Below are 23,161 nucleotides of genomic sequence, written 5' to 3' on the forward strand. Positions count from 1 at the left end.
TCTTTTTGGGCGGAGCAAACTACTGCTTCGCCCCCCATGAAGGAGTGAGTATACCATTCAACGCCTCAGCTCGATGGTCATCCCCTTCTCCGCCATCGCCGTTTGCGCCGGCAGCGGGTAATCTGCCCGGATGTCCACTCCATGAGACATGTGCGTGTACAGCGTCCGCCCCGGGCGGATTTCCGCGAGAAGCTCCGCGGCTTCCGTCATATCATAGACGGATCGGGTATGGAAGTCCGCCGCTTCATGATAGTAGCTCGTCCCGAGAATAAGCAGATCGAGCCCGCTCAAGAAAGCCTTCTCCTCCTGCTGGAGATTGATGGAGTCCGGGCAATAAGCCCAAACAAAATCCGGCTTCTCCAGGCGATAGGCGTAAGAAAAACCGTTTTTTCCATGACACATCTTGTGTTTGGTGATGCGCCATTCTCCAAAGACCCATTCGTCTCCGATGGCGTGATAATCGAGATTCCGCTCCAGCCACGGATACCGTTCCCGAACGGTATCGAGCACATCCTCCGGTGCGTACAAATTGCCCTTGCGGCCTGTCCAGCGGCAGGCGTCTGCCCATTCTGGAAGCCCGGCCATATGATCGAAGTGGGCGTGGGTAAGAAGCGCCTGCTCCATTTCCCGCTGTTCAGCCGCTTCCATCTGCTCGGCCCAATCCGGACCGCAATCGATCCATAGATACCCCGCCGCCGAAGTAAGCCGGACCGCCGAACGGAGCCTGCGATTGCTTCCACCCGTCCGCGCCTCATCGCATATTTCGCACTCGCAATATACCCGGGGGACCCCCATGGAATCCCCTGTTCCCAAGATTAGCAACTGATCGGTCATCCTGCTCCACAGCCTTTCCCCGCGCTTCAAATATTGCGCCTTATGTCTTTCAAGGAAGATAGTCCATATTCAACCTCTGTGACCTATGTTATAATGAATCCCACATATTGAAAAGTTTTCTTGATTCGTGCATGGAGGAAGAAGCCCTATGACTCCACAGGATTCTGTCAATGGCAAAACCGCTGCCGACGAATTCCCGCCCTCGGATTTGCGTATTCTTGTGGCGGAAGATAATGAAATCAACCGCAAGGTCATTCAAATTGTTTTGGAGCGCATGGGCCATCCCGCCGATTATGTCGAAACAGGACAAGAAGTGCTCGAAGCCCTTAAATACAATCACTACGACCTTATTTTAATGGACATGCTTATGCCGGTTATGGACGGAATCGAAGCAACCCGGCAGATTCATCGCGATTTTGCGGACGGCGGCCGACCCATCATCATTGCCATGACCGCCAGTGCCATGCCCGAGGACGAGCGTAAATGTCTGGAAGCCGGGATGGACGATTACATCAGCAAGCCCTTCAAAATCGAAACCGTCCAAAGCAAAATCGAGGGTTTTTTCCCCGGCTTTGCTCGGCCAACCGAATAATCAAAAAGCGCAACTCCGCATCGAAGCGGGCTTGCGCTTTTTTTCTACGTTAGACACGGTTAGCACGCCCTTACACCCGCTTATTATAAACCCTCATCGCAAAGAGATAAGCCACGATCAATATCCCGACACACCATGCAAGAGCGACCCATATATCGTTGCCTACCGGCTGGCTTGACAGCAGCGCGCGGATGGCTTCCACGATGGAGGTCACCGGCTGGTTTTCGGCAAAGACGCGAACGGCAGTCGGCATCGACTCCGTCGGCACAAACGCCGAGCTGATAAACGGCAGGAAAATAAGCGGATAAGAAAACGCGCTTGCCCCTTCCACCGAATTTGCGGACAATCCGGCAATCGTCGCAACCCAAGTCAAAGCCAGAGTAAACAGTAGGAGTATTCCGGCTACGGCAAGCCATGGCAGCACCCCCGCCGACGAACGGAAGCCCATAATGAGCGCTACAAGAATGATGACGAGAATAGAAATGAAGTTGGATACGACTGAGGTCAGCACATGCCCCCACAGCACGGCGGAACGCGCAATCGGCATGGAGTGAAACCGCTCAATGATGCCCCGTTGCTTATCCAGAAACAGGCGGTAAGCCGTATAGGATATACCACTTGCAATCGCAATCAGTAGGATACCGGGCAACAGGTAGTTCACATAGTTATCTGAACCGGCCTGAATAGAGCCACCGAGCACATAGACGAACAACAGCATCATGGCAATCGGAGTGATGCAAACCGTGATGATCGTGTCCATGCTGCGGAAAATATGGCGCATGGAACGTCCAAGCATAACGGTCATGTCGCTGAAAAAATAGGTGCTCATGGTTACATCTCCTCCTTTTTACCGATGATTGCGAGGAAGATCTCTTCCAATGTCGGTTGTTTTTCCACATACTCTACCTTTGCGGGTGGAAACAGCTTTTTCAGTTCCTCAAGCGTGCCACTCGCAATAATCCTACCCTCATGCAAAATGGCAATTTGATCGGCAAGCTGTTCGGCCTCATCCAAATACTGAGTGGTCAGGAATACCGTCGTTCCACCATCGGCAAGCTCCTTGACAGTCTTCCAAGTCTCAATGCGCGCCTCAGGGTCAAGTCCGGTGGTCGGCTCGTCGAGAAAAATGAGCTGCGGTTTTCCGATCAGGCTCATGGCGATGTCAAGCCTGCGGCGCATACCACCCGAATAAGAAGATGCCTTACGGTCGGCGGCGTCCGTTAAGCCGAAGCGTTTCAACAAATCGTCCGCAACTTGACTCGGATGAGGAAGATGCCGCAGTTTGGCAATCATGATCAGATTTTCCCGGCCGGTCAACATTTCATCCACGGCGGCAAACTGCCCCGTCAGGCTAATCGACTGCCGTACAGAGTCCGGCTTTGACGAAACATCGAATCCGCCTACGGTGGCGATTCCGCCGTCATGCTTGAGCAGCGTAGAGAGAATTTTGACAATTGTCGTCTTGCCTGCGCCGTTGGAACCCAGCAGGGCGAAAATCTCACCTCGCTTCACTTCAAAATCTACGCCCTTTAAGACTTCTGTGTCCTTAAAAGACTTACGCAGACCTTTCACTTCAATTGCTTTTTCCATCCCGTCCCCCCTTTTTACTTAGTTTTATCCGTAACCTTTTTCATGGCCTTGTTTACTTTTTGGTCAATGGATTCTTGATAGATGTCCGCATACGTTTTTGAATCTTTGATTAGATCGTCACAGAAAGCCGCTACGTCACTGCCCGTCACTTCGAGCACGCCTTTCCCCAAAACCGCGCCTTCTTCAAAAAGATCGATAATCCCCGAAAGCAGTTCCGTCCCTTCCGTTAGCTCAACAGGGCCCACCTTAAAGAGATATTTTTGAATCTCTTTATAGACAATCTGATAATCCCTCGGGAGCGATTTTACACGCGCCACATGCGCTCGCCACTCTTTTTTGCCTTCGATGATATCTCGTATTTTCATTTTATCCTCCTAGTTACCTAATTTTTTAGCAACATTATGATTAAGCTGCTCGCGCCACTTATCGCGATAATTCTTTGCCCCTTCTTCGCCGGCCAGCGCTGAACAGAAGCCTATAATATCGTCGCCCAAAACCTCTTGGACACTCTGGCCGTCCGCCGCCGTCTCTTCGAGCAGGCCGAGCACGCCGTCAAGAATGGGCATAAGGTTTCGACCGGTGAAATCAGAGTGCGGCCAAAGATTGGCTTTAATGTTCTCCCATGCCGCTTGATAATCATCCGGCAGCTTTTTGGCTCGCGCTTCAAAAGTTTTCAATTCTTTCGTCATGTCATTTCCCGTGATTTTATCCCAAAAATTCATTTCTTTTCTCCTTTAACTCGTTTATTTTTGATGATACGAACTCCCATTTTCCCCAGAACCTCCGCAGTTCCTCACGCCCCGCTTCGTTGAGCGCAAAAAACTTTCTTGGCGGCCCCATGTCCGAGGGCTTTTTGGTGATCTCTACCAGCTTGCTTTTTTCGAGCCGAATCAGAATGGTGTACACCGTTCCCTCCACAACCTCCGTGAATCCGAGGGCGTTCAGCTGCCGCGTGATTTCGTAGCCGTAGGTTTCTTTGCGGCTTATAATTTCAAGAACGCAGCCCTCAAGCACGCCTTTGAGCATTTCCGTCAAGTTATCCATTTCAAACAACTCCTCTAATTAGCAACACAGATATGCAGTAATACTTACTACTGCTATATAGTATCACGGAATAGTGGATTCGTATATAGGGGAATGGAAAAAATCCGCAGCAGTTCCGATCATGCCCGTAGGCTGTTTCTTTTTCTTGCCAAACCGCCTTGGCATCCCTTATAATCAGCTTGTAAAAGTTAAAGCGGTTAAACTTTTTTGTTCGACAATTTCTGTTCCATTCATAGAAATCAACCTACTACTCGAAACCTTAAGATAAGGGGGTACTCGCACTCAAAAGTTAAAGCGTTTATACTTTCATTGATTTTCATGCAACTTCATCAAGGATATCCCGAGCAAGGGGTGGTTGACCTGAAACTCACCAGAGGAGAACGCAGCGAGAGCCGGCATTTTTATTTGTTTACGGCGCCGTGGATTATCGGGTTTGTGGTGTTTGCCTTATTTCCGGTGCTGGCATCTTTTTATCTTGGCTTTACGGATTACGATATCATCAACTCTCCCGTCTTCGTTGGTCTGGCCAACTTTCGGGAGTTGTTCCATGACGAGCACTTCTGGAATTCCATCGTCGTCACGCTCAAGTATTGTTTGTTCAGCGTTCCTTTGACCCTGGTGCTCTCTCTTATGTTCGCGCTTTTGATCAACCAGAAGGTGCCCTTCCGCGGCTTCTTCCGGATGGCGATGTATTTTCCCAGCATGATTTCCGGCGTGGCCATGTCGCTCATGTGGTTCTGGGTGTTCAATCCCCAAGCGGGCCTGCTCAATTACGCCCTCTCCTTGTTCGGCATCGAGCCCATTCACTGGTTGCTGGACGAACGCTACGCGCTTTGGGCGCTGATCATCATGTCTTTTTGGGGCATGGGCGCGGGGATGCTGATCTTTCTTGCTGGACTGCAAGGCGTGCCCACTAGCCTGCTGGAGGCGGCCCGGCTGGATGGGGCTGGCCGGTGGAAAAGCTTCTGGAATGTAACGTTCCCCATGATCTCTCCCGTTTTCCTGTTCCAGCTGATCATCGGGGTGATCGACTCGTTTCAAGTGTTCACCCAGGCGTATGCCATCACCCAGGGTGGCCCGAATTACACCACCTGGTTCTACGTCTACAACATTTACGTCAACGCCTTCAAAAACTTCCGCTACGGCTACGCTTCGGCCATGGCCTGGCTGCTGCTGGCGGCGGTTATGGTCGTCACATACCTGATCATGAAGCTGTCCAACCGATTCGTTTATTACGAAGGGGGGCGGGAGCAATGACCATGGCAAGATCCGTTCAACCGAACAAGCGAAATACCCGCCTGGCGTGGAAAAACCGGCTGTTCCCCATCATCGGCTTCCTCGTGCTGGCCGTCGTTACCATCATCATGCTGTCGCCATTATGGTTTATGCTTACCACGTCCCTGAAGACGACCAAGGAAATGCTGCATTTTCCGCCGACGTTTATTCCGAAAACCTTTGCTTTCAACAACTTTTCCAACCTGTTCACCAACAGCGATATCAAATTCGGCCAACAGTATAAGAACAGCGTCATCGTCGCCGTTTTCAACGTCATCGGTACGGTGCTTTCCTCCTCCTTCGTCGCCTTCGGCTTCGCCCGCTACCGGGCGCCGGGGAAAGATCTGCTGTTCATGCTGCTGCTCAGCACCTTGATGCTGCCGTATCCGGCCATCATGATCCCACAGTTTCTCTTTTTCACTAAGCTGGGGATACACGACTCCTTGCTGCCGCTGATCTTGCCGGCGTTTTTCGGTTCAGCTTATATGATCTTCTTGATGCGGCAGTTTTTCTCGACGCTGCCCGGTGAACTATTCGACGCCGGACGCATCGACGGCTGCAGCGAATTCCGCCTCTACTGGAAAATCGCTCTGCCGCTCTCTGGGGCGGTAATCGCCACCGTATCCATTTTTACCTTCATATGGACCTGGAACGACCTGCTCGGTCCCGTCATTTACTTGGACTCCCAGGAAAAATTCACATTGCCCATCGGCATGGCCTCCATGCTCTCCTCCAAGTTCCGCATCGCCCCCTGGAACCTGCTGATGGCCGCATCGATCCTGTCCGTTTTGCCCATCGTCACGCTGTTCGCTTTTGCCCAGAAGCGGTTCGTAGAAGGCATCGTCTTGACCGGACTGAAGGGATGACCGCTTGAAAGGATGTTCCATTCGATTGTTAGGGAGATGACAAACCGATGAAAAAAGGAAAGTCACGGGCTCGCGTTACAGCCAGCCTCACCTTGATTCCGATCCTCGCCTTGATGGCAACAGCCTGTTCCAGCGGCTCCGGGGACGGCAAGAAAGTCACCATCACCCATTACACCATCGATTCCCCCGACCGCACGTTTGTGGAGAAACTGGTGCCGGATTTCGAGAAAAGCCATCCGAACATCAAGATCAAAATCACGAAAGCTCCTTACGAACAGTTCGACTCCAAGCTGCAGTCCTCCATCGCCGCGAAAAACTCCCCCGACGTCACCTCACATTGGGGCTACGGCGGGTTCATGGAATATTACACTAAAGGCATGTTGATGGACCTCACCCCTTATCTCGGAGATTTCAAAGCGTCGGACTACAACATTCCGGAAGACGTCATGAACATTTATAAGGTGGGCGGCAAAACCTACGGCATTCCCATCAACAGTTATGTCACGGTCATGTTGTATAATAAGGACATGTTTGATCAAGCCAAACTGGACTATCCTCCAACCGATTACGAAGATAAGAGCTGGACCTTCGACAAGATGGTAGAGAAAGCCGCGAAGATGACTGTAGACTCCCAAGACATCAACAAAGCTCAGTACGGCGTGGATTTTGGCTGGGGCGAGCGGGATCAGCGGCCGCAATATTTTAACGGCAACGTGTATTCCGATGATACCTGGACGAACGGCGGCAAGCCATCTTCCATCAATCTCGACAAACCGGAAGTCATCAATGCTTACAAAACGATCTACGGCCTCATCTGGGACAAAAAAGTATCTCCGCCTCCGGCCTTCTCCAAATCCGTTTCCGGCCAATTCGGCGATCCGTTCCTTTCCGGCAAAATCGGCATGTCCGTCGTCGGTTCCTGGAGCCTCGCCTCTGCCAAGGACTTCAGCTTCCGCGTCGGCGTCGCCGCCGTACCCCAGGGTCCCAACCCGAAGGTGAGAAGCGTGCTGTACGTTGATCCGCTGTTCGTCTTGAAGGATTCCAAACACCCCAAAGAGGCGCTGGAGTGGATCAAGTATCTGATTACGACGGAAGTTCAAGAGAAGTCCATCGAGCTGAGCGGAGGCAACCCGCCTGTTAACCAGAAAGCCGCGGAAAAATACTACGCTAACTTCGAGGGCATCGATCCGGCCCAGATCAAGCAAGTGTACGAAGGAGCGTATAAATACGGCTTCGAATCCTACAATCACTTAATCTCCAACTATTCGCAGATCAACGAGCTGTTTATCAACGAGCTGGCCAGCGTCGAGAACGGACAGAAGAAAGTCGAGGACGTCCTTCCCGGCATCAACTCCAAACTCAAGGAGCTTTTGGATCGCGTGAACAAATAATTTCTTGCAGGAGCTGTCCCTACATGAAAGCAAGTATCTTTGACGTGGCAAAAAAATCCGGGTTGTCGGTGGTCACCGTCTCCCGCGTCATTAACAACTCCGGTACCGTCCGGGAAAAAAACCGGCTGAAGGTGCTGGAGGCGATGAAAGAGCTGGACTATTACCCTAATGCGGCGGCGCGCAGCCTCGCCCGGGGCAAGACCGGCATCATCGGTCTGACGCTGACCACCTTGCACGACTCCTTTCTCGACGCCGTCGTCAAGGAGATCAACGACCGGCTGACGGAGAGCGGTTATTTTCTCGCCCTCTCCATCATCACCGGCGCAGACCAGCCGATTTATCCGACGATTTTTCAGGAGGATCGGGTGGACGGACTGATCCTGCTCTGTCCGATCAATGAAGACCAGTACGCCATGGAGCTGAAGAAGAAGAAAATCCCCTTCATCATGCTCGATAATCAGCAGAAAAACCCGTCCGTGTCCTCGGTGATGGTCGACAATTTCAAAGGTGGCTATGATGCGGCCCGGCATTTGATCGACCTCGGTCACAAGGATATCGCCCACATCAGCGGGCCATCGTCCTACTTGAGCAGCCGGGAACGGGAGCGCGGCTTCCTAGCTGCCATGGAGGAGGCTGATCTGACACCAAGCCGCGTGGAGCAGGGCGATTTCTCCATCACCTCCGGGTATGAGATCGCCTCCAGCTGGCTCGCGTCGGGGCATCTGCCCACCGCCATATTCGCGGCGGACGATTTACTCGCCATGGGCGTCATGGACGCACTCAAAAATTCCGGGGTGCTCATTCCCGAGGACGTTTCTATCGTCGGCTTCGACGATCACATCTACGCCGCGGAGTTTCGCCCGCGGCTGACGACGGTGCGCCAACCGGCGGATAAAATCGGCCGACTCGGTGTAGACATCCTGCTGAAATTAATCCACGATCCAACGAAACGGAACACGACACAAGTTCTGGCCCCTGAACTGATCGTACGAGAATCGACATGCAGATACAAAGAACGAGGTACAGACTACAGGAGTGAGTGAGATGCGTTACTATCTTGGAGTAGATGGCGGCGGCAGCAAGACCCATGCGCTCATCACCGATGAGAACGGGCGGATCGCGGGTAAAGGCCAAAGCGGAAACGGCAATCACCAAACCGGCTACAATACGGCGAAGGCCAATCTTCACGCTGCAGTGGAAGCTGCTTTGCAGCAAGCGGGGCTTGGGGTTTGCGACATCGCATCGGCAGTCTTCGGGTTGGCCGGGGCCGACCGGCCCGCCGATTACCGCATTCTGACGCCGCTGATCGCTGAATTCGGCCTGCCCCATACCCGCATCGTATGCGACACGATGATCGCCCTGCGGGCCGGAACGACCCGCCCATACGGCGTCGTGCTGATCTGCGGCACGGGGACGAACAGCGCAGGCATGGGCCTTGGCGGCGAAGAGTTCCAATGCGGCGGATTCAACTATACCTTCGGCGATTTCGGCGGGGGAAGCGGGCTTGCGGTAGAGGCCTTCCGCACCGTAATCCGCGCCTGGGACGGGCGGGAAAGCCCGACCCTGCTGACGGAGATGGTGCTCAAGGCACTCGGCCACAACACCGTCGACGAACTGTTCGACGAGTACTTGGATACGGGCAAGCCCATCCCGCCGGATTTGGCGAAGTTGCTGTTTCAAGCCGCCGCTCAGGGCGACCATGCCGCCCTTGAGATTTTGCACAAGCAAGGCGGCGAACTGGGGAAATCCGCCTGCGCTGTGATCCGCCGCCTGCACCTGGAGGCGGAAACCTTCGACGTCGTACTAGCGGGCAGCGTGTTAACCCGGGGCAACAGCCCGTTTATCACCTCCCGCATTAAAGAGGCGGTGAATGCCGCCGCTCCTAAAGCGTCGGTTGTCACCCTCACCGTCGAGCCTGTGGTCGGCGCGGTGTGGATGGCGATGGAAATGAAAACGCCATCGCAAAACGCCACCGCCGGTGCAATGCCAACCGTATCCCCCGAAGCTTATGAAAACCTCCGCGATTTAGCGGATTTCAATCTCATCGAATGCAGACAAGGAGTGTAGAGAAAGATGAAAAACGGACTGAAAATCGCGGTAATCGGCGGCGGCTCCTCCTATACGCCAGAGATTGTAGAAGGTTTTTTGAAACGGTATGACTCCTTCCCTGTCCGGGAAATTTGGCTGGTGGATATCGAAGCCGGACAGCGCAAGCTGGAGATCGTCGGCGGACTGGCCAAACGGATGGTGGTAGAGTCCGGGCTGCCCATCGAGGTGCACCTGACGCTGAACCGCCGGGAAGCCATCGAAGGAGCCGACTTCATCACCACCCAGCTGCGGGTCGGACTTTTGGAAGCCCGCAAGTGGGATGAACACATTCCCAACAGCCACGGCATCATTGGCCAGGAAACCACCGGCCCGGGGGGTATGATGAAAGCATTGCGCACCATCCCGGTATTACTGGATATCTGCAAAGACATTGAGGAGTTAAGCCCGAACGCCTGGCTGCTGAACTTCACCAACCCGGCCGGCATGGTGACGGAAGCCATCACCCGGTACACCAAGGTCAAAAGCATCGGGCTCTGCAACGCCCCCATCGGCTTGCAGAAGTCCCTCGTGAGCAAGTACGGCGCCGCTCCCGAACACATCTACACCGAATTTGTCGGACTCAACCATCTCCACTGGGTAACCCGAATTGAAGTGGGTGGCGAAGACAAGCTCGACGAGGTTATGGCGGAAAACGCCTATTCCGCAGCCAACGTGACAGCCGGCGAATGGGACCCCGACTTTTTGCGCTCCCTCGGGGCACTGCCCTCTTATTACTTGAAGTATTTTTACATGACGGATGAGATGCTCAAAGAGCAGGTTGAAGCGTTCCACCATAACGGAACCCGGGCTGAAGTGGTCAAGCGAGTTGAGGACGAATTGTTCGAGTTGTATAAGGACCCCAACCTGAAGGTAAAGCCGCCACAGTTGGAAAAGCGAGGCGGGGCCTATTATTCGGAGGCAGCCGTCAACCTGATGGACTCCCTATACAATGACAAGCGGGATGTGCAAACCCTCAACGTGCGGAACGGCAAGATTCTCGACTTTCTGCCGGAGGACACCTGCATAGAGGTCAATTGCCTGGTGACGGGCGCAGGCCCGATCCCGCTGCCGCTGACGCGAGTGCCGGAGCAAGTGAAGGGCTTGATCGGCGCCGTCAAAACCTACGAGCGCCTCGCCATCGACGCCGCCGTCACGGGCAGCCACGATCTGGCGCTGCAAGCGATGGTGCACCACCCCCTCGTCCCTTCGGTGCAGATGGCCAAAACGCTTCTCTCCGAAATGCTGGAGAAAAACAAACTTTATTTGCCGAAATTCTTTGGCTAACACAAAAAACGCCTTTCCGGTTTACACCGGAAGGCGTTTTTTCAATATCAACCGTACTATTTTTCAAAATAGACGAACGTTATTCCGGAGATCGCTTTTTCCTTGAACGTCTTGTAGCCCAGCTTTTCGTAGAAAGCAATGTTCGATTCGCTTTTGCTTCCCGTGAACAATTCATAGCGTGAATGCGGAAAAGAACCTTCTATAGCGCTCATCAGCATCTTGCCTATTCCTTTATTCTGATGATCCGGATGCACCATGAGCTTGCCGATAAAGCATGTCCCATCCTGATCGTATGCCCGTACGGAACCCACGATCGATTCGTGGAGCACCACTTTAAGAACGACATGATTTTCAAACTGTTTTTGCAGCTGTTCTATAGTTTGCACAAGCGGATCAATGCCAAAGTCGTTATAGCGTTCCGCTTCTCTCCGGTACGCAAGTTTCTGCAGCCGCAAAATCTCTTCGGCGTCGCCAAAGCTCGCTCTTTCTATTTTCATGCGCCCCACTCATCCTCTCCGGCTCGGACGGATCTCGTTACTCTGCAGATCCCAGCATCTCCGCGTAAAAAGACTTGATGCGGGCTTCGGCTTTTTTGCCGTACATGCAGTAATGGGTATCCGTTGCCGCAGTTTCCCGGGGATACAACCGGACGGGCCAATCCCACAGCATGTAGCCCTGCATCCAGTCCCGTTTGCGGCAAGCGGTGAACATCGCCTCATAAAAACGGTCTTGCTCATCTTCGCTCGGCGCGCCCTGCAGCGACCAGTCATTGGGCATGGCGGCGGAACCGAGGCGGCTGGGACAGCCGGTTTCCATGAAGAAAAAGGGCTTGCCGTGACGCTTCACAACAGCTTCGATCCGGTCAAGCTGCTCTTCCCAACTGTCTTCGGGATAATAGCCGCTGGAGGAGATGACATCCACCGCATCCCACCATTTCAGCCGGTCTTCCTGATACTTGTCGCAATTATAGGTGATTGGGCCGTTATAGATTTCCCGCACCATGCGGATCGTTTCCCGCCACTCCTGTTCCCGTTTGTCCGTCTGCACCATCTCGCACCCGATACAGATGAGCTCACACTCTTCCTCTTGGGCAATCCGTGCATAGTGGGTCATGAATTCCTGGTAGTTGGCAAACCACTCACGCCAAGAGGGCTCTCCCGGCACTTCCTCATCAAAAAAGTTGATATGCGCCCGCCATGTCCCGTTTTTGCAGTTGACCACCGGTTTGAGGCACACTTTCAGACCCCAGCTCTTGGCCCGGCGAATCGCCCCGCGCACTTCCTCATCACTTACGGTAGGCTCCTCGCGAAAGCGGATCTCCGTCGCTTGAGGGTGATCTTGGAGTGCCCCAAAGGCCAAAGTAACCCAATTGATGCCGATCTCCCGCATTTTATCCATGGATTCCTCAGCCTGGGAGCTGGCCCACAATCCGCACTTCCCGTCCCACCCCCAGGTCATGCCGGCAATCCGCTCACGCAAACTAAACATCGAATTCTCTCCTCGCAAGATGAATGACCCCTTTTACAGCTTGAACTTTAGCAGCATCGCTTGCAGCCCGTCCGCATTGCCAGCCAAGGATTGAGCCGCCGTTGCGATCTCCACCATGACCGCCAGTTGTTCCTGACAGGTAGCCGCCACTTGCTGCGTGGCGTCGACACCCATTTCCGCGGTTGCTTTGACTCGTACCATCCGTTCCGAAATGGCGGTGCCGCCTGCCTGCAGTCTGCTTAGCGATGCGGAAACTTCCTTCATCTTATCCTTCACGATATCGAAGGATACCTGGATACCCGTAAACGTCGTGTTCACCCGATCCGCTACCACAACACCGGTGGACACCGCTTCTTTATCCGCCTCGATGGCTTTTGCCGCCTGATCCGTGATGTTCAAAATACTCTCGACCAGTTCGCGCACCTTCGCTGCAGCCACCGACGACTGTTCCGCCAGCTTGCGGATTTCCCCGGCAACTACGGCAAACCCACGGCCGCTCTCGCCTGCCCGGGACGCTTCGATGGAGGCGTTAAGCGCAAGCAGGTTAGTCTGCTTGGACAGGTTCGCCATGGTCGCCGCGATACCGCCAATTTCCTGTGAACGTTCCTCCAGTTTGCCAATGGCTTCAAAAGTAGTTTCTGTCGTATTCTGGATTTCTCGCATTTGCTCCAATACTTTTTTCCCTTGCAGATAACCGTTCTCCGTCAAATCTTTCGCTTCATCCATCTTGCCGTTCACATCGCCCGACAGCTTGGTAATGCGGCCAAACCGGGCCTGCATCTCTTCGACGGTTGTGCCGGTTTCTTTTACAACCCCAAGCTGCTCTTCCGCATTCCCCGCGAGCCGCTCCGTCAACGTGCTGACATATTCCGTAGACGCGTTGGATTCCTCGGTGCTGGCGGACAACTCCTCCGAAGACGCCGCCATCTGAAGGGACGCTTCATGAATACTGAGCACCATGCTCTTCAAGTCCTTGCTCATCGTATTGATTGAGACGGCTAGCAGATCAATCTCGTCACGGCCCTTGGTCGGCAGCGGCTCCGCCGTCAAATCTCCTTCGGCGATGCGGCCCAGCACCAGTTGCGCGCGGGTAAGGCGGCGGGAAATCCCACCGGCAAATAGCATTGTCAGCAGTAAGGTAATGACCATGATGGCGGCGCTGATCAGCACTGCTTCCCGAACCGATTTCCGGATCGTGTCATCGATCTGCCCCTGGGCTTTAGGATCGCCGATGTAGATCATGCCGATGGTTTTGCCCTCTTTATCCTTAATCGGCTCATAAGCAGAATAAACGACGGTATCGGCTACATTCGCAGCGCCAACAAACGCTATCCCTTTATTTAAAACCTTCTCCACAACTGGGCCCGAAGCTTTGGTATTCACCTTCCGTTTGCCGGATTCATCCTTGACTGAAGTCGCAACGCGGGTGTCTCCCAGAAAGAGCGTGGACAAATTGCCGTTGGTCGAGTTAAAAACAATATCCACCACTTCGTTGTTGTCGTTCATCAATTGTTCGCCCTTATAGAGCTTACCGTCTTTGACTGCCCAGTCCCCCGGGTAAATCTTGTCGTAGAGCGCTTTTTGCATATTCAATTGGGCCTGAATACTATGTTTCGCGTCTTCATTTATTGAAGAAATATGTGCCGTCGTTCCAAATATGCCCACAGCTGATACTGCCAAAATGACAAGGAAAATGGAATGTATAAACAACCTTTGGCCCAATTTCCAAAACCAATTGATTACCTTCATTTCTCCGCCTCACCCTTACCCATCTTCGTAATCTTCATCCGACGCAAGATTCATCTATTTATTCGACATTTTTCTAGTTTATCCCTTTCTTTTTTCATCCCCTATTCAAAAAAAACCGGACCCGGCGCTCCTCTGGAGTCCCGTATCCGGTTCGTTATCCTATCATTAGCCCCGCAGCTTCGGATTGAGCGGATTTGCATGGTCGCCGCATCCGCAACTGCTCGTTTTTTCCAGCGCGCAGCCTGCACACTTGCCTTTCTTGCTCTTCTGAATATGCCGATAGATCGTCCAGCCCGCGTAGCCAAAAATCAATATGCCGGCAACAATCGAAAATACCATTTTACATCACCTTCCCTTTTGATTATCCGAGACCGAGAAGCTTCCCGCCTTGATAGATCACAATCGCGATGATATAAGCGACGACAAGAGAGTAGCAAACCGCAAACCAGGTCCATTTGGCGGACATCGTTTCCTTGCGGATTGCCCCGACGGTTGCGAGACACGGAACGTACAACAAAACAAAAGCCATGAAGCTGTACGCTTGAAGCGGAGTGAAATACTGGGACAGAAGCCCGGTCAGGCCCGACTCCGGCGCGGCATAAATGATGCTCATGGAAGAGACCACCACTTCCTTCGCCAGGAAGCCGGTAACGAGAGAAGCCCCTGCCTGCCAAGTACCAAATCCGATAGGAGCCAAAATGTATTTGAAAAGTCCGCCGATCATCGCCAGAAAGCTCTCATCCATCGGCACGTCGAAGCCCTTCGGTCCGGCGTAGCTCAGAAGCCAGATCAGCACGGAGCCGCCGAAAATGAAGGTCCCGGCCTTACGGATGAAGCCTTTGCCTTTTTCCCAAGTGCTGCGGGAGAGGCTCTGCCATTGAGGCACTCGGTAAGGCGGCAGCTCGACAAGAAAGAAGCTTTGCTCCTTCTTCAAAATCGTTATGGAGAAAATCTTGGCAACAATCAGAGCGACGACAACCCCGAGCACATAGAGGGACAGGACGACGATCGCCTGACTCCGAACGAAAAATGCTCCTACAAACAAGCTGTACACCGGCAGCCGCGCCGAGCAGGACATAAGCGGGTTCAACAGCGTGGTCAGCAGGCGTTCCTTCGGCTGCTCGATGGAGCGAGCCGCCATGACCCCTGGCACGTTGCAGCCGAAGCCGATAATCATCGGGATGATGGCTTTTCCGTTCAACCCCATCTTTTCCATCACTTTATCCATAACCGTGGCGATTCGCGCCATATAACCGGAATCTTCAATAAAGGAAATGATCAAGAACAGGATGAAAATCTGCGGCACAAACACGAGCACGCCGCCCACCCCGGAGATGATGCCGTCCAGCACCAGATCATACATGAATTTCGACGCGTTTCCCGCATCCAGGAGGGCAGTAAACCAATTGGTCAAAGGCCCGGAGAAAAAGCTGTCCAAGAGATCGGAAATCGGTCCACCCACCCACTCAAAGGTGAGCTTGAAGGTCAGATACATGAAGGCGAGAAAGATTACGACGCCGAAAACCCGATGGGTGACGATCCGGTCGATTTTGTCCGAGAAGGACATTCCCGCTTTGCTGTCCGTGGTCACGCATTTGGCCAGGACATCTTGGATATAGGCGCTTCTCTTTTGGCGAATAAGCAGAGAGAGCAGATTGGTCTGGCCTTTTTTCACAACTGCCGCTTCCGTCTTTTGGTACAAATCCTTGAGATACTGGGGATCCACATGCTGTTCTAGGTAATCCCGCACGACTTCGTTGCCTTCAAAAAACTGCACCGCTAACCAGCGCTTGTTGTGAGTGACCTTGGCAGGCAGCTTGTGCACCAAGAGGTCGATGGAATTTTCCAGCGGGTAGCCGTAGTTGATATGCAATGGAGCAGCCTCGGCGCTTTGAACCGACATGACCGCGTCCAGGAGCGCGTCGATGCCTTTACCTGAACGGGCAACAACCGGAATAACCGGTGTATGGAGCATGGCTGAGAGTTTTTCGGTATCGATCTCCATCCCCCGCTGCCGGGCTACGTCCACCATGTTCAAGCTGATGACCATCGGCCGGCCGAACTCCAAGAGCTGCAGCGTCAGATTCAAATTCCGCTCCAGTTGGGAAGCGTCCACCACGTTCATGATGAGCGAAAACTCTTCCGTCAAAAGAAAGCGAGCCGTTACTCCCTCGTCCCTGGAAAGCGGATTGACCGAATAAATGCCGGGAAGGTCGATGAGATAACCTTTTTTGTTTTTCAGAAGGCCGACTTTCTTCTCGATGGTGACACCGGTCCAGTTGCCCACGTATTCATAGGAACCGGTAAGAATGTTGAAAAGCGAGCTTTTTCCTGTATTGGGGTTGCCTGCGAGAGCTACATTTAGCATACCGGCTTCACCAGAATTCGTTGAACCTGTTTTGCCATAGGGTATCGACCTCTTTAACTATGAATGAATGGCTGCCCGAATTAACGGGCGTGTGCTTAGTTCGTTGAAAATTGTAAATGATAATCGTTATCAACGTGAACATTATACTGGATTTACCTGAGCATTTATACGTTTTTCCCATGAATATTACGATGGATTTGTTACAAATATTTGAAAAAACCGTGTCGATCCTTCGGAGAATCTTTTCTTTTCCAAAAAAAACGGTTTCAACAGAGGGATTTTGGGGTAAGAATTGGAGCACGTTTCATTTTGAGGAGGTTTGATAGCTTTGAAGATGGACAACAAAGAGAATGGATTGTTGCGTCGGAGGCAGGATCAAACGGACTTAGGACTTCGAGCTTATGTCAATGACGTTGCAGGCAACTGGGCTTCTACCAGCCGGGACATGCATCCAAACAAAACCCGCATCGTTGACGAACAGAACAAAATGATCGACAAAATGAACTTGCGAAAGTAACCCCTCGACTCTTGGAAAAATGAACATGAGGGGCCGCTCATTGCGGTCCCCCTCATGAATGATTTTATAAAATGGAAAAATGCCAGTCGACTTCAAACCACTCAAGCGGAAATATATCGGTGGGCATTGGTTTGGTTGACACAATCGTAAAGAAACTTCATCGTGTTCTTGATGTAATCGGCTTTATGGTATTTATAGAGCATTTCATGACGGCCGTCGGGAATCAGCCAGAGACGGGATAAATCGTTGCCCTTTTGTTTGGAAAAAAAGTTGACCGTGTTCTCGTAAGATGCGACTTTGTCCTTTTCCCCATGAATCATGAACAGCGGAATCGTGTACGTGGTCGATTGGACTTTTTTGTAGGGAACTTGCGACAAACTGTGTCCGCTGATGAACGGCGAAAGCATGTTGACCATGAAAACGGACGTGCTGCGCGGCAGTCTAGCATCTTTCTGCTTTAAGTTGTAGTACATCGTATCGGGATCGAGTAAAAATGTGCTATCCAGAATCATCCCGTCGATGTCGTGGTTCGCATCCACCATAGCGGTCTGCAGCGCCGTACCAGCTCCCATAGAGAAACCCCAAACATAAACCTGGTCATCGCCTAATTCTTTGACGAAGTTGATGGCTCCTTTCAGTTCTTGGGATTCCTGAATGCCTCCCGTTACCTTCCCTTCGGGATGAACAAAACCGTAGTCGAACATCAGCACATTGAAACGGTTCTTGTGCAGTTCTTCGGCGATTTGATAGAGCGAGACCCAAATCTCTTCCCGATTGCCACCATAGCCATGGGACAAAACCACTGTATTGCGCGAGCTCCCCGGCACGTACCACCCTTCCAACTCCGTCAAGCCGTTTGCGGCGGGGAACGTGACATCCGAGTACGCCAGCCCCATCGCTTTCATCGGGTTGGAGGTCAAAGCCGGAATCGGCGGGCTCATCATTTTATAGGTAATATAAGAATAGACCGCGACCAATGCTATAGCTGCCAGAAGAGCAAAGGCGAGAATGACCGCAAGCAGCGGTTTCAGCCAGCGCATCATCCGCCGCTTAATTCCGCTTTGCCTAAATTTGTAAACGCTTTCAGGTATGGGGGACGAAAAAGGCGTTGCAAGAGGTTCAAGGGTACTCATATTCATCTTCCTTCCTGAAGCGATCGATCCCGAAGCGAATCTCTATGAATTTTTAGAAAATTCGAACTAATACTAGTTTAACACGAGTTGAGCCCGTTATGGTTAACGGGCCATTTACATTTCCATTACAAAATCATTACACCGGTTCAGTAAATAGATCGGGAAAGTACGATGGATGTGTGGGTGAGCCTTCTTGTGATGCGTGGAAGCAGAAGAAGTTGCCGAATGCGTGTGAGACAGGATGGGCAAGTTAATAACGGAGGTGATCGACAATGACCGGTCGCAATTCCCGCCCGGAGGATGACGGACAGGCTGCCGAGCCTTCACGGCTCGATCAATTCGGCCAAAAGCTCTCGGCGAAGGCTGGAGACCGCGAGGCCAGCAAGAAAATCCAATCAAAGGGAAGCCGCCCCCGCTGCGAATAATCCGCTGGGGCGACACCGCAGAGTAGAAAACACAGCAAATAAAAAGGCGTCCATAACTGGACGCCCTTTTTGCGTATGCAGCGGGGACTTATAAATCGTCGAACAGATCAAGCTGGCGAGGCTCATTTGGCGATTGTTTCTTCTCAAATTCAGACCGGTTAATATCCCTCTTCAAGCGGATATTCTTCCATGTACTTCAAAAGCTCATCCACTGTTGTAAAGGCGAGACCCGTCACCGTGTCGGCGCAGCCATAGTAGATCGCGATTCGTCCAGTGGAGGAATCCGTCAAAGCGGCGCAAGGAAAAGTCACGTTTGGCACGTCGCCAACGCATTCGTATAGCATTTCTGGGCCGAGAATGTAATTGCGGGAACGAGCTTTTACCTTCCACGGCTCATCAAGATCGAGAAGCGCGCAGCCCATGCGATACACGAAGCCGTTGCAAGTATTGATGACGCCGTGATAGATCAAGAGCCAGCCCCTATCCGTCTCGATTGGCACCGGTCCCGGTCCGATCTTTTTGGACTGCCAAGCGGAGGCGTCGCCGCCCACTGTTCCCATCACATAGCGATGCTTGCCCCAGAAGGTGAGGTCTGGGCTGATGCTGTAGAAAATATCGCCGAAAGGCGTATGTCCCGTATCACTGGGGCGGCTGAGCATAGCAAAGTGACCGCCGATCTTACGGGGAAATAGGACGCCGTTGCGGTTGTAGGGAAGAAAAGCATTTTCCAGCTGGTGGAACGTTTGAAAATCGTAGGTATAGGCGATGCCTATGGTCGGTCCGTGGTAGCCGTTACACCAAGTGATATAATAGCGGTCGCCGATTTGGCATACCCGGGGATCGTAGCGGTATTCCCGACGGATGACATCCTCTTCGCCTTCAAAGGCGATCGGGTCGTGGTTAATCGCCCAGTTCACACCGTCGTCGCTGAATCCGGCGAAAATATCCATGCTGACCGAGCGGGAGTCGCAGCGGAAAACCCCGGCGAAACCATCTTTGTACGGAATGACGGCGGAATTGAAGACGCTGTTGGAGTTGGGGATGGCGTTGCGGTTTATGATCGGGTTGTTCGAATAGCGCCAAACCGGCGCATGAGTCCCTTGCGGCTTTTCCTGCCAAGGAATGCTCGGCAGCTCCGTTCCGATAATCCGGGTCATCTTGAATGCTCCTTTATCTCAGCTTGATCGTCTTGATTTCAAACGGGGCAAAATGCAGCTCGTAACGCCCCTCATCTTCCGCCAGTAGCTCCAGTTCTTCTTCAAGCGCGTTGGAAACAAAGCCCGATCCGTTTCCGTTCCAGCAGATTTCCACCGTTTCGCGCCCGCCCGCAGACTCGTACAGCCGCAGGATAACACCTTCGCCATCCTCGGCAGGCTTAACCGTGTCTAGCACGACATGACAGCCCGTGAACGGAATAAGCGAACCGGATGCCGGAAGCCTGCGGTTCATGGCGGTGCCATGATCGGCAATGGAGATAGTGGCAGATTCCCCTGCGCTGTAAAATCCCGGTGCAATTACGGGAGGTGTCGAGTTCAGTTCAGCAGCGCGGCGCAACGTGTGAGCCATCTTCCAGTCGCCGCGATGCGGATACAGAGAATAAGTAAAGACATGGCGCCCCAGATCCGCCGTCAAATCCGGCCATTTTGGTGCACGCAGCAATGACAGGCGAATCGTACTACCCTGCACGTCATAGCCGTATTTGCTGTCGTTCAGAAGGCTGACACCGTAACCGTGTTCCGCTACGTCGACGAAGCGGTGGCCGCATACTTCGTATTGCGCCTGCTCCCAGCTCGTGTTGCGGTGTGTCGGCCGCTCCAGTGCGCCGAATGGAATTTCGTATGTCGCTTTGGTCGTCTGCACGTCAATCGGGAATCCAACTTTCAGCAGCTTATGGCTCTCGTTCCAGTCCACCTCGGTACGGAAGTCGATGCGCCGGTCATGGCGGTACAGTACCATTTGCTGACGGATTTCCGAACTGCCAATTTTCCAACGGAATCCGAACACGTCATGAATTGGATTTGATTCCTGCAGCCAGCTTTCAAGAAGATCAACATCTCCTGCCGGCTGCTGCTCATAGCGGCTGTCGATGTCCCATGCATCCCAAAGTGTCGGACGGTCGTGGAAGAAATAGAAACGGTTGGCCGTTCTACCCGTGGAAACGACCTCTCGCCCCACTTCCTTGTCATACAGGCTTGCGATTTCGCCGCGCTCGTTGAACAACAATTTGTAGAACGGCGTTTCCCATTCTGTCGGCACGGATATTCCTGAAGATGCTGTAGCTCCTTCTGTATCCTTAATCGTTTCTCTACTTGCAGAAGACGCATGAATAGGGTTCTGCGTATCGACTTCTTTGGCCGGCATCTCGCCCTCGCGGACCCAGACGGTACGGTAGCCGAACGCCGGAACCCCAGGCACGAGGATGCGCATCACGCGGCTTGCAGTCGACTCTGTTGCGTCAGAATTTTGCGGTGTGAATACGTATTCCCCGTCCACCAACGGTACAGAGCCGTTTGCTTCCGCTGCCTCAAGGAGGGTGCCGTCTTCGCTGTAAACGGTAGGATTAGTCTTATCCAACCACAGCTCGGCGACGATATCACGCGCCCAGCCAAGGCCATTAAAGATGATGTAAGGCGTTCCTGCAACCGCCGACGTGTCGATTTGCTCCGCCAATACCGCAAGTCCACTGTTTAGTACATCCTTGCCCAGTTCAAAAATCGAAACGTACTCCTTCTTCGAAGTCGCATATGCTTCGGTAATGGCCGACCCCGGGATGATGTCATGGAACTGGTTCAGCAGGATCAGCTTCCAGCCCTTGTGCAACTTGGCCAACGCTTCCTGAAAGCTGCTGTTTTGAGCTGTCATGCCCATTGTGCTGTTGCCGTGAAGGCCCGCCGCAAGTGTCTGCCATAGCTCCGCTTCGCGATACAACAGTTCCGCTTTCCGGTTAGCCCGCTTGTTGCGGCCATGCGTCGTGTACGTGCCGCGGTGCAGCTCGAGATAAAGATCGCCGTACCAGGACGGGAGCACATCCCGCACAGTTTCCGTGCTGGAGAAGAATTCGGCAGCCGTGCTGTTTTTCGATACCGGCTGGCCTACCATCAGATCACTACGCTTGATAGACTCCAGCATCTCACGTGTAACGCCTCCTCCTCCGTCCCCATGTCCGTACAGGAGCATCTGCTCGTTGAGGATATTTTTCTCACGGAAGGATTGGTAATGGTCGTGCACGTCCTTCGGCAACGTATTTTCATTGACGCCATGGTTCAGGTAAGACAATATCGCCGTGCCGTCAATACCGATCCAGTGGAACAGATTGTAAGGGAACACATTCGTGTCGTTCCAGCCGAGCTTTGTCGTCATGAAGTAGCGGATGCCGCCATGCCGTAAAATTTGCGGCAGCGACGCACAATAGCCAAATGTGTCCGGCAGCCATTCAATCGTGGAAACACGGTTAAATTCCTCCATATAAAAGCGTTGACCGTACAGCATCTGCCGCATCAGCGACTCTCCGCTTGGAATGTTCAGATCCGGCTCCACCCACATGCCTCCAACCAATTCAATCCGGCCTTCAGTGATGCGGCGTTTTATTTTTTTGTACAACATGGGATCATGGTCTTTTAGATAAGCAAACAACTGCGGCTGACTTTGGGTGTAAAGGTAGCCCGGATATTCCTCCATCAGCGCGTTTACCGTCGAAAACGTCCGGCTCGCCTTGCGCACCGTCTCGCGTGCCGGCCATAGCCAGGCTATGTCTATATGTGATTGGCCAACCATGTGAATGATGCCTTCGGCATTACATCCGATAACGTGGACCCGCTCGGCAAGCACACGCTCAATGGCGACAACTGCGGAGCCTTCGCTCACCTGCGGCGTATCAAGCAGCAGATAATCGTCCATGGCGGCGTGCAGCGCTTCGGTAAGGCGGGCGCGCCGCTGATCCGTCTCCGCCAGTAACTTCAACGAATCACGTACCACGATGGCCGTATACATCAACGCCTGTACAGCACGGTTGGCCAACACCAGCTCGCTGCGGATCATACGGATCGGAGGCTGAATCACGGCCTGCTGGTTCAGCGGGTCAACCGGCTCCGGGATCGGGTCGTACAGCTCGATCTCCAGCTGCAGTTTGTGGCTAGTGACAGCCGGATCAAGTGTAACGAACGTGTGATTGCGGTCTAGCCCCTGCCAGGACTCACCGTTCACACGCAGCAACCCCTCTCCTCCTGACTCAAATACGAGTCCGATGAGCGGGCCACCAGCATGTTGGGAGTTATCGAAATCAACTGCCCATTCACGCGGAATGTCCACCTGCTGGCGGAAGAAATAAGTCGTTCCCTGCACACTCGGGAACAACGCAAACGCCTCACTGCCTTGAAACGGCACGGGCTCGCTGTAATCTCCGGGCAGACGGTATTCCGTCGCCGTTACGCTCCAGTCTATTAGCGGGCGGCGTTCCAGCCACTGCAATTCAGACAATTCGCGGATAAATCGATTAATCCGTTCCATTGATATCGGCT

Annotated in this window: 23 protein-coding genes; 9 read left to right on the forward strand and 14 right to left on the reverse strand. The window is 53.0% G+C overall.

The genetic code is table 11. From position 1 onward, the window contains the following. Positions 1-57: 57 nt before the first annotated feature. On the reverse strand, positions 58-834 hold the full coding sequence (locus TJ79_RS12520) for an MBL fold metallo-hydrolase (protein WP_040950660.1): 777 nt from the start codon (positions 832-834) through the stop codon (positions 58-60). A 148-nt stretch (positions 835-982) separates the two neighbouring features. Between TJ79_RS12520 and TJ79_RS12525 the strand changes: the two genes are divergently transcribed. Next, on the forward strand, positions 983-1,426 hold the full coding sequence (locus tag TJ79_RS12525) for a response regulator (RefSeq protein WP_040950661.1): 444 nt from the start codon (positions 983-985) through the stop codon (positions 1,424-1,426). A 70-nt stretch (positions 1,427-1,496) separates the two neighbouring features. Here the strand turns inward: TJ79_RS12525 and TJ79_RS12530 are convergent, their stop codons facing one another. The 5 genes from TJ79_RS12530 to TJ79_RS12550 are packed head-to-tail and all read right to left on the reverse strand — an operon-like array spanning position 1,497 to position 4,042. Further along, positions 1,497-2,255: an ABC transporter permease gene (locus tag TJ79_RS12530; RefSeq protein ID WP_040950662.1), complete on the reverse strand. Its 759-nt coding sequence runs from the start codon at positions 2,253-2,255 to the stop codon at positions 1,497-1,499. Between the two features lie 2 nt (positions 2,256-2,257). Further along, positions 2,258-3,016, reverse strand: coding sequence for an ABC transporter ATP-binding protein (locus TJ79_RS12535; protein WP_040950663.1), 759 nt, complete (start codon positions 3,014-3,016; stop codon positions 2,258-2,260). 14 nt (positions 3,017-3,030) lie between these two features. Beyond that, positions 3,031-3,381: a DUF1048 domain-containing protein gene (locus tag TJ79_RS12540; protein ID WP_040950664.1), complete on the reverse strand. Its 351-nt coding sequence runs from the start codon at positions 3,379-3,381 to the stop codon at positions 3,031-3,033. Positions 3,382-3,390: 9 nt separating this feature from the next. After that, positions 3,391-3,738, reverse strand: a complete 348-nt coding sequence (locus TJ79_RS12545; RefSeq protein ID WP_040950665.1) for a DUF1048 domain-containing protein — start codon at positions 3,736-3,738, stop codon at positions 3,391-3,393. After that, positions 3,722-4,042: a PadR family transcriptional regulator gene (locus TJ79_RS12550; RefSeq protein WP_272944748.1), complete on the reverse strand. Its 321-nt coding sequence runs from the start codon at positions 4,040-4,042 to the stop codon at positions 3,722-3,724. The genes TJ79_RS12545 and TJ79_RS12550 overlap by 17 nt, the downstream gene beginning before the upstream one ends. Before the next feature lie 336 nt (positions 4,043-4,378). On the opposite strand from TJ79_RS12550, the gene TJ79_RS12555 reads away from it, so the two are divergent. From TJ79_RS12555 to TJ79_RS12580, 6 genes are read left to right on the forward strand one after another with little or no spacing between them, the layout of a single operon-like run. Further along, positions 4,379-5,317, forward strand: coding sequence for a carbohydrate ABC transporter permease (locus tag TJ79_RS12555; protein ID WP_052339564.1), 939 nt, complete (start codon positions 4,379-4,381; stop codon positions 5,315-5,317). Further along, complete coding sequence (locus TJ79_RS12560; protein ID WP_040950667.1) at positions 5,314-6,201, forward strand: carbohydrate ABC transporter permease; 888 nt, start codon at positions 5,314-5,316, stop codon at positions 6,199-6,201. The genes TJ79_RS12555 and TJ79_RS12560 overlap by 4 nt, the downstream gene beginning before the upstream one ends. Positions 6,202-6,248: 47 nt before the next feature. Then, on the forward strand, positions 6,249-7,592 hold the full coding sequence (locus tag TJ79_RS12565) for an ABC transporter substrate-binding protein (protein ID WP_040950668.1): 1,344 nt from the start codon (positions 6,249-6,251) through the stop codon (positions 7,590-7,592). Between the two features lie 23 nt (positions 7,593-7,615). Beyond that, on the forward strand, positions 7,616-8,635 hold the full coding sequence (locus TJ79_RS12570) for a LacI family DNA-binding transcriptional regulator (protein ID WP_040950669.1): 1,020 nt from the start codon (positions 7,616-7,618) through the stop codon (positions 8,633-8,635). A gap of 1 nt (position 8,636) precedes the next feature. Next, positions 8,637-9,659: an N-acetylglucosamine kinase gene (locus TJ79_RS12575; RefSeq protein ID WP_040950670.1), complete on the forward strand. Its 1,023-nt coding sequence runs from the start codon at positions 8,637-8,639 to the stop codon at positions 9,657-9,659. Between the two features lie 6 nt (positions 9,660-9,665). Next, a complete protein-coding gene (locus TJ79_RS12580; protein WP_040950671.1) occupies positions 9,666-10,964 on the forward strand; it encodes a 6-phospho-beta-glucosidase in 1,299 nt (432 codons plus the stop codon). Positions 10,965-11,020: 56 nt separating this feature from the next. Here the strand turns inward: TJ79_RS12580 and TJ79_RS12585 are convergent, their stop codons facing one another. The 5 genes from TJ79_RS12585 to feoB all read right to left on the reverse strand — a co-directional run bounded on the left by TJ79_RS12585 (position 11,021) and on the right by feoB (position 16,569). After that, the gene (locus TJ79_RS12585) at positions 11,021-11,461 is read right to left on the reverse strand and encodes a GNAT family N-acetyltransferase (RefSeq protein WP_040950672.1); all 441 of its coding nucleotides are present in this window, start codon (positions 11,459-11,461) and stop codon (positions 11,021-11,023) included. A gap of 37 nt (positions 11,462-11,498) precedes the next feature. Then, entirely contained in the window at positions 11,499-12,452 is a 954-nt protein-coding gene (locus tag TJ79_RS12590; RefSeq protein WP_040950673.1) for a glycoside hydrolase family 113, read from the reverse strand. A gap of 33 nt (positions 12,453-12,485) precedes the next feature. Further along, positions 12,486-14,132: a methyl-accepting chemotaxis protein gene (locus TJ79_RS12595; RefSeq protein ID WP_238322991.1), complete on the reverse strand. Its 1,647-nt coding sequence runs from the start codon at positions 14,130-14,132 to the stop codon at positions 12,486-12,488. A gap of 234 nt (positions 14,133-14,366) precedes the next feature. Continuing rightward, the gene (locus TJ79_RS26700; RefSeq protein WP_081756886.1) at positions 14,367-14,540 is read right to left on the reverse strand and encodes a FeoB-associated Cys-rich membrane protein; all 174 of its coding nucleotides are present in this window, start codon (positions 14,538-14,540) and stop codon (positions 14,367-14,369) included. A gap of 22 nt (positions 14,541-14,562) precedes the next feature. Then, positions 14,563-16,569: a ferrous iron transport protein B gene (gene feoB / locus TJ79_RS12600; protein WP_040950675.1), complete on the reverse strand. Its 2,007-nt coding sequence runs from the start codon at positions 16,567-16,569 to the stop codon at positions 14,563-14,565. A gap of 328 nt (positions 16,570-16,897) precedes the next feature. Here feoB and TJ79_RS12610 point away from each other — a divergent pair, with 328 nt between their 5' ends. Next, entirely contained in the window at positions 16,898-17,086 is a 189-nt protein-coding gene (locus tag TJ79_RS12610) for a hypothetical protein (protein WP_040950677.1), read from the forward strand. 101 nt (positions 17,087-17,187) lie between these two features. Here TJ79_RS12610 and TJ79_RS12615 read toward each other — a convergent pair whose 3' ends face one another. After that, positions 17,188-18,219, reverse strand: coding sequence for an alpha/beta hydrolase (locus TJ79_RS12615; RefSeq protein ID WP_040950678.1), 1,032 nt, complete (start codon positions 18,217-18,219; stop codon positions 17,188-17,190). Between the two features lie 272 nt (positions 18,220-18,491). On the opposite strand from TJ79_RS12615, the gene TJ79_RS27745 reads away from it, so the two are divergent. Beyond that, positions 18,492-18,644, forward strand: a complete 153-nt coding sequence (locus TJ79_RS27745; RefSeq protein WP_202903321.1) for a hypothetical protein — start codon at positions 18,492-18,494, stop codon at positions 18,642-18,644. A 158-nt stretch (positions 18,645-18,802) separates the two neighbouring features. On the opposite strand, the gene TJ79_RS12620 is transcribed toward TJ79_RS27745, so the two are convergent. Continuing rightward, a complete protein-coding gene (locus TJ79_RS12620) occupies positions 18,803-19,801 on the reverse strand; it encodes a glycoside hydrolase family 130 protein (protein WP_040950679.1) in 999 nt (332 codons plus the stop codon). Positions 19,802-19,814: 13 nt separating this feature from the next. Beyond that, positions 19,815-23,150 carry an alpha-mannosidase gene (locus TJ79_RS12625; protein ID WP_040950680.1) on the reverse strand — a complete coding sequence of 1,112 codons (3,336 nt, stop codon included), beginning with the start codon at positions 23,148-23,150 and terminating at the stop codon, positions 19,815-19,817. Positions 23,151-23,161 lie beyond the last annotated feature (11 nt).

The sequence above is a fragment of the Gorillibacterium massiliense genome (genome assembly GCF_000455485.1).
Taxonomy (GTDB): domain Bacteria; phylum Bacillota; class Bacilli; order Paenibacillales; family NBRC-103111; genus Gorillibacterium; species Gorillibacterium massiliense.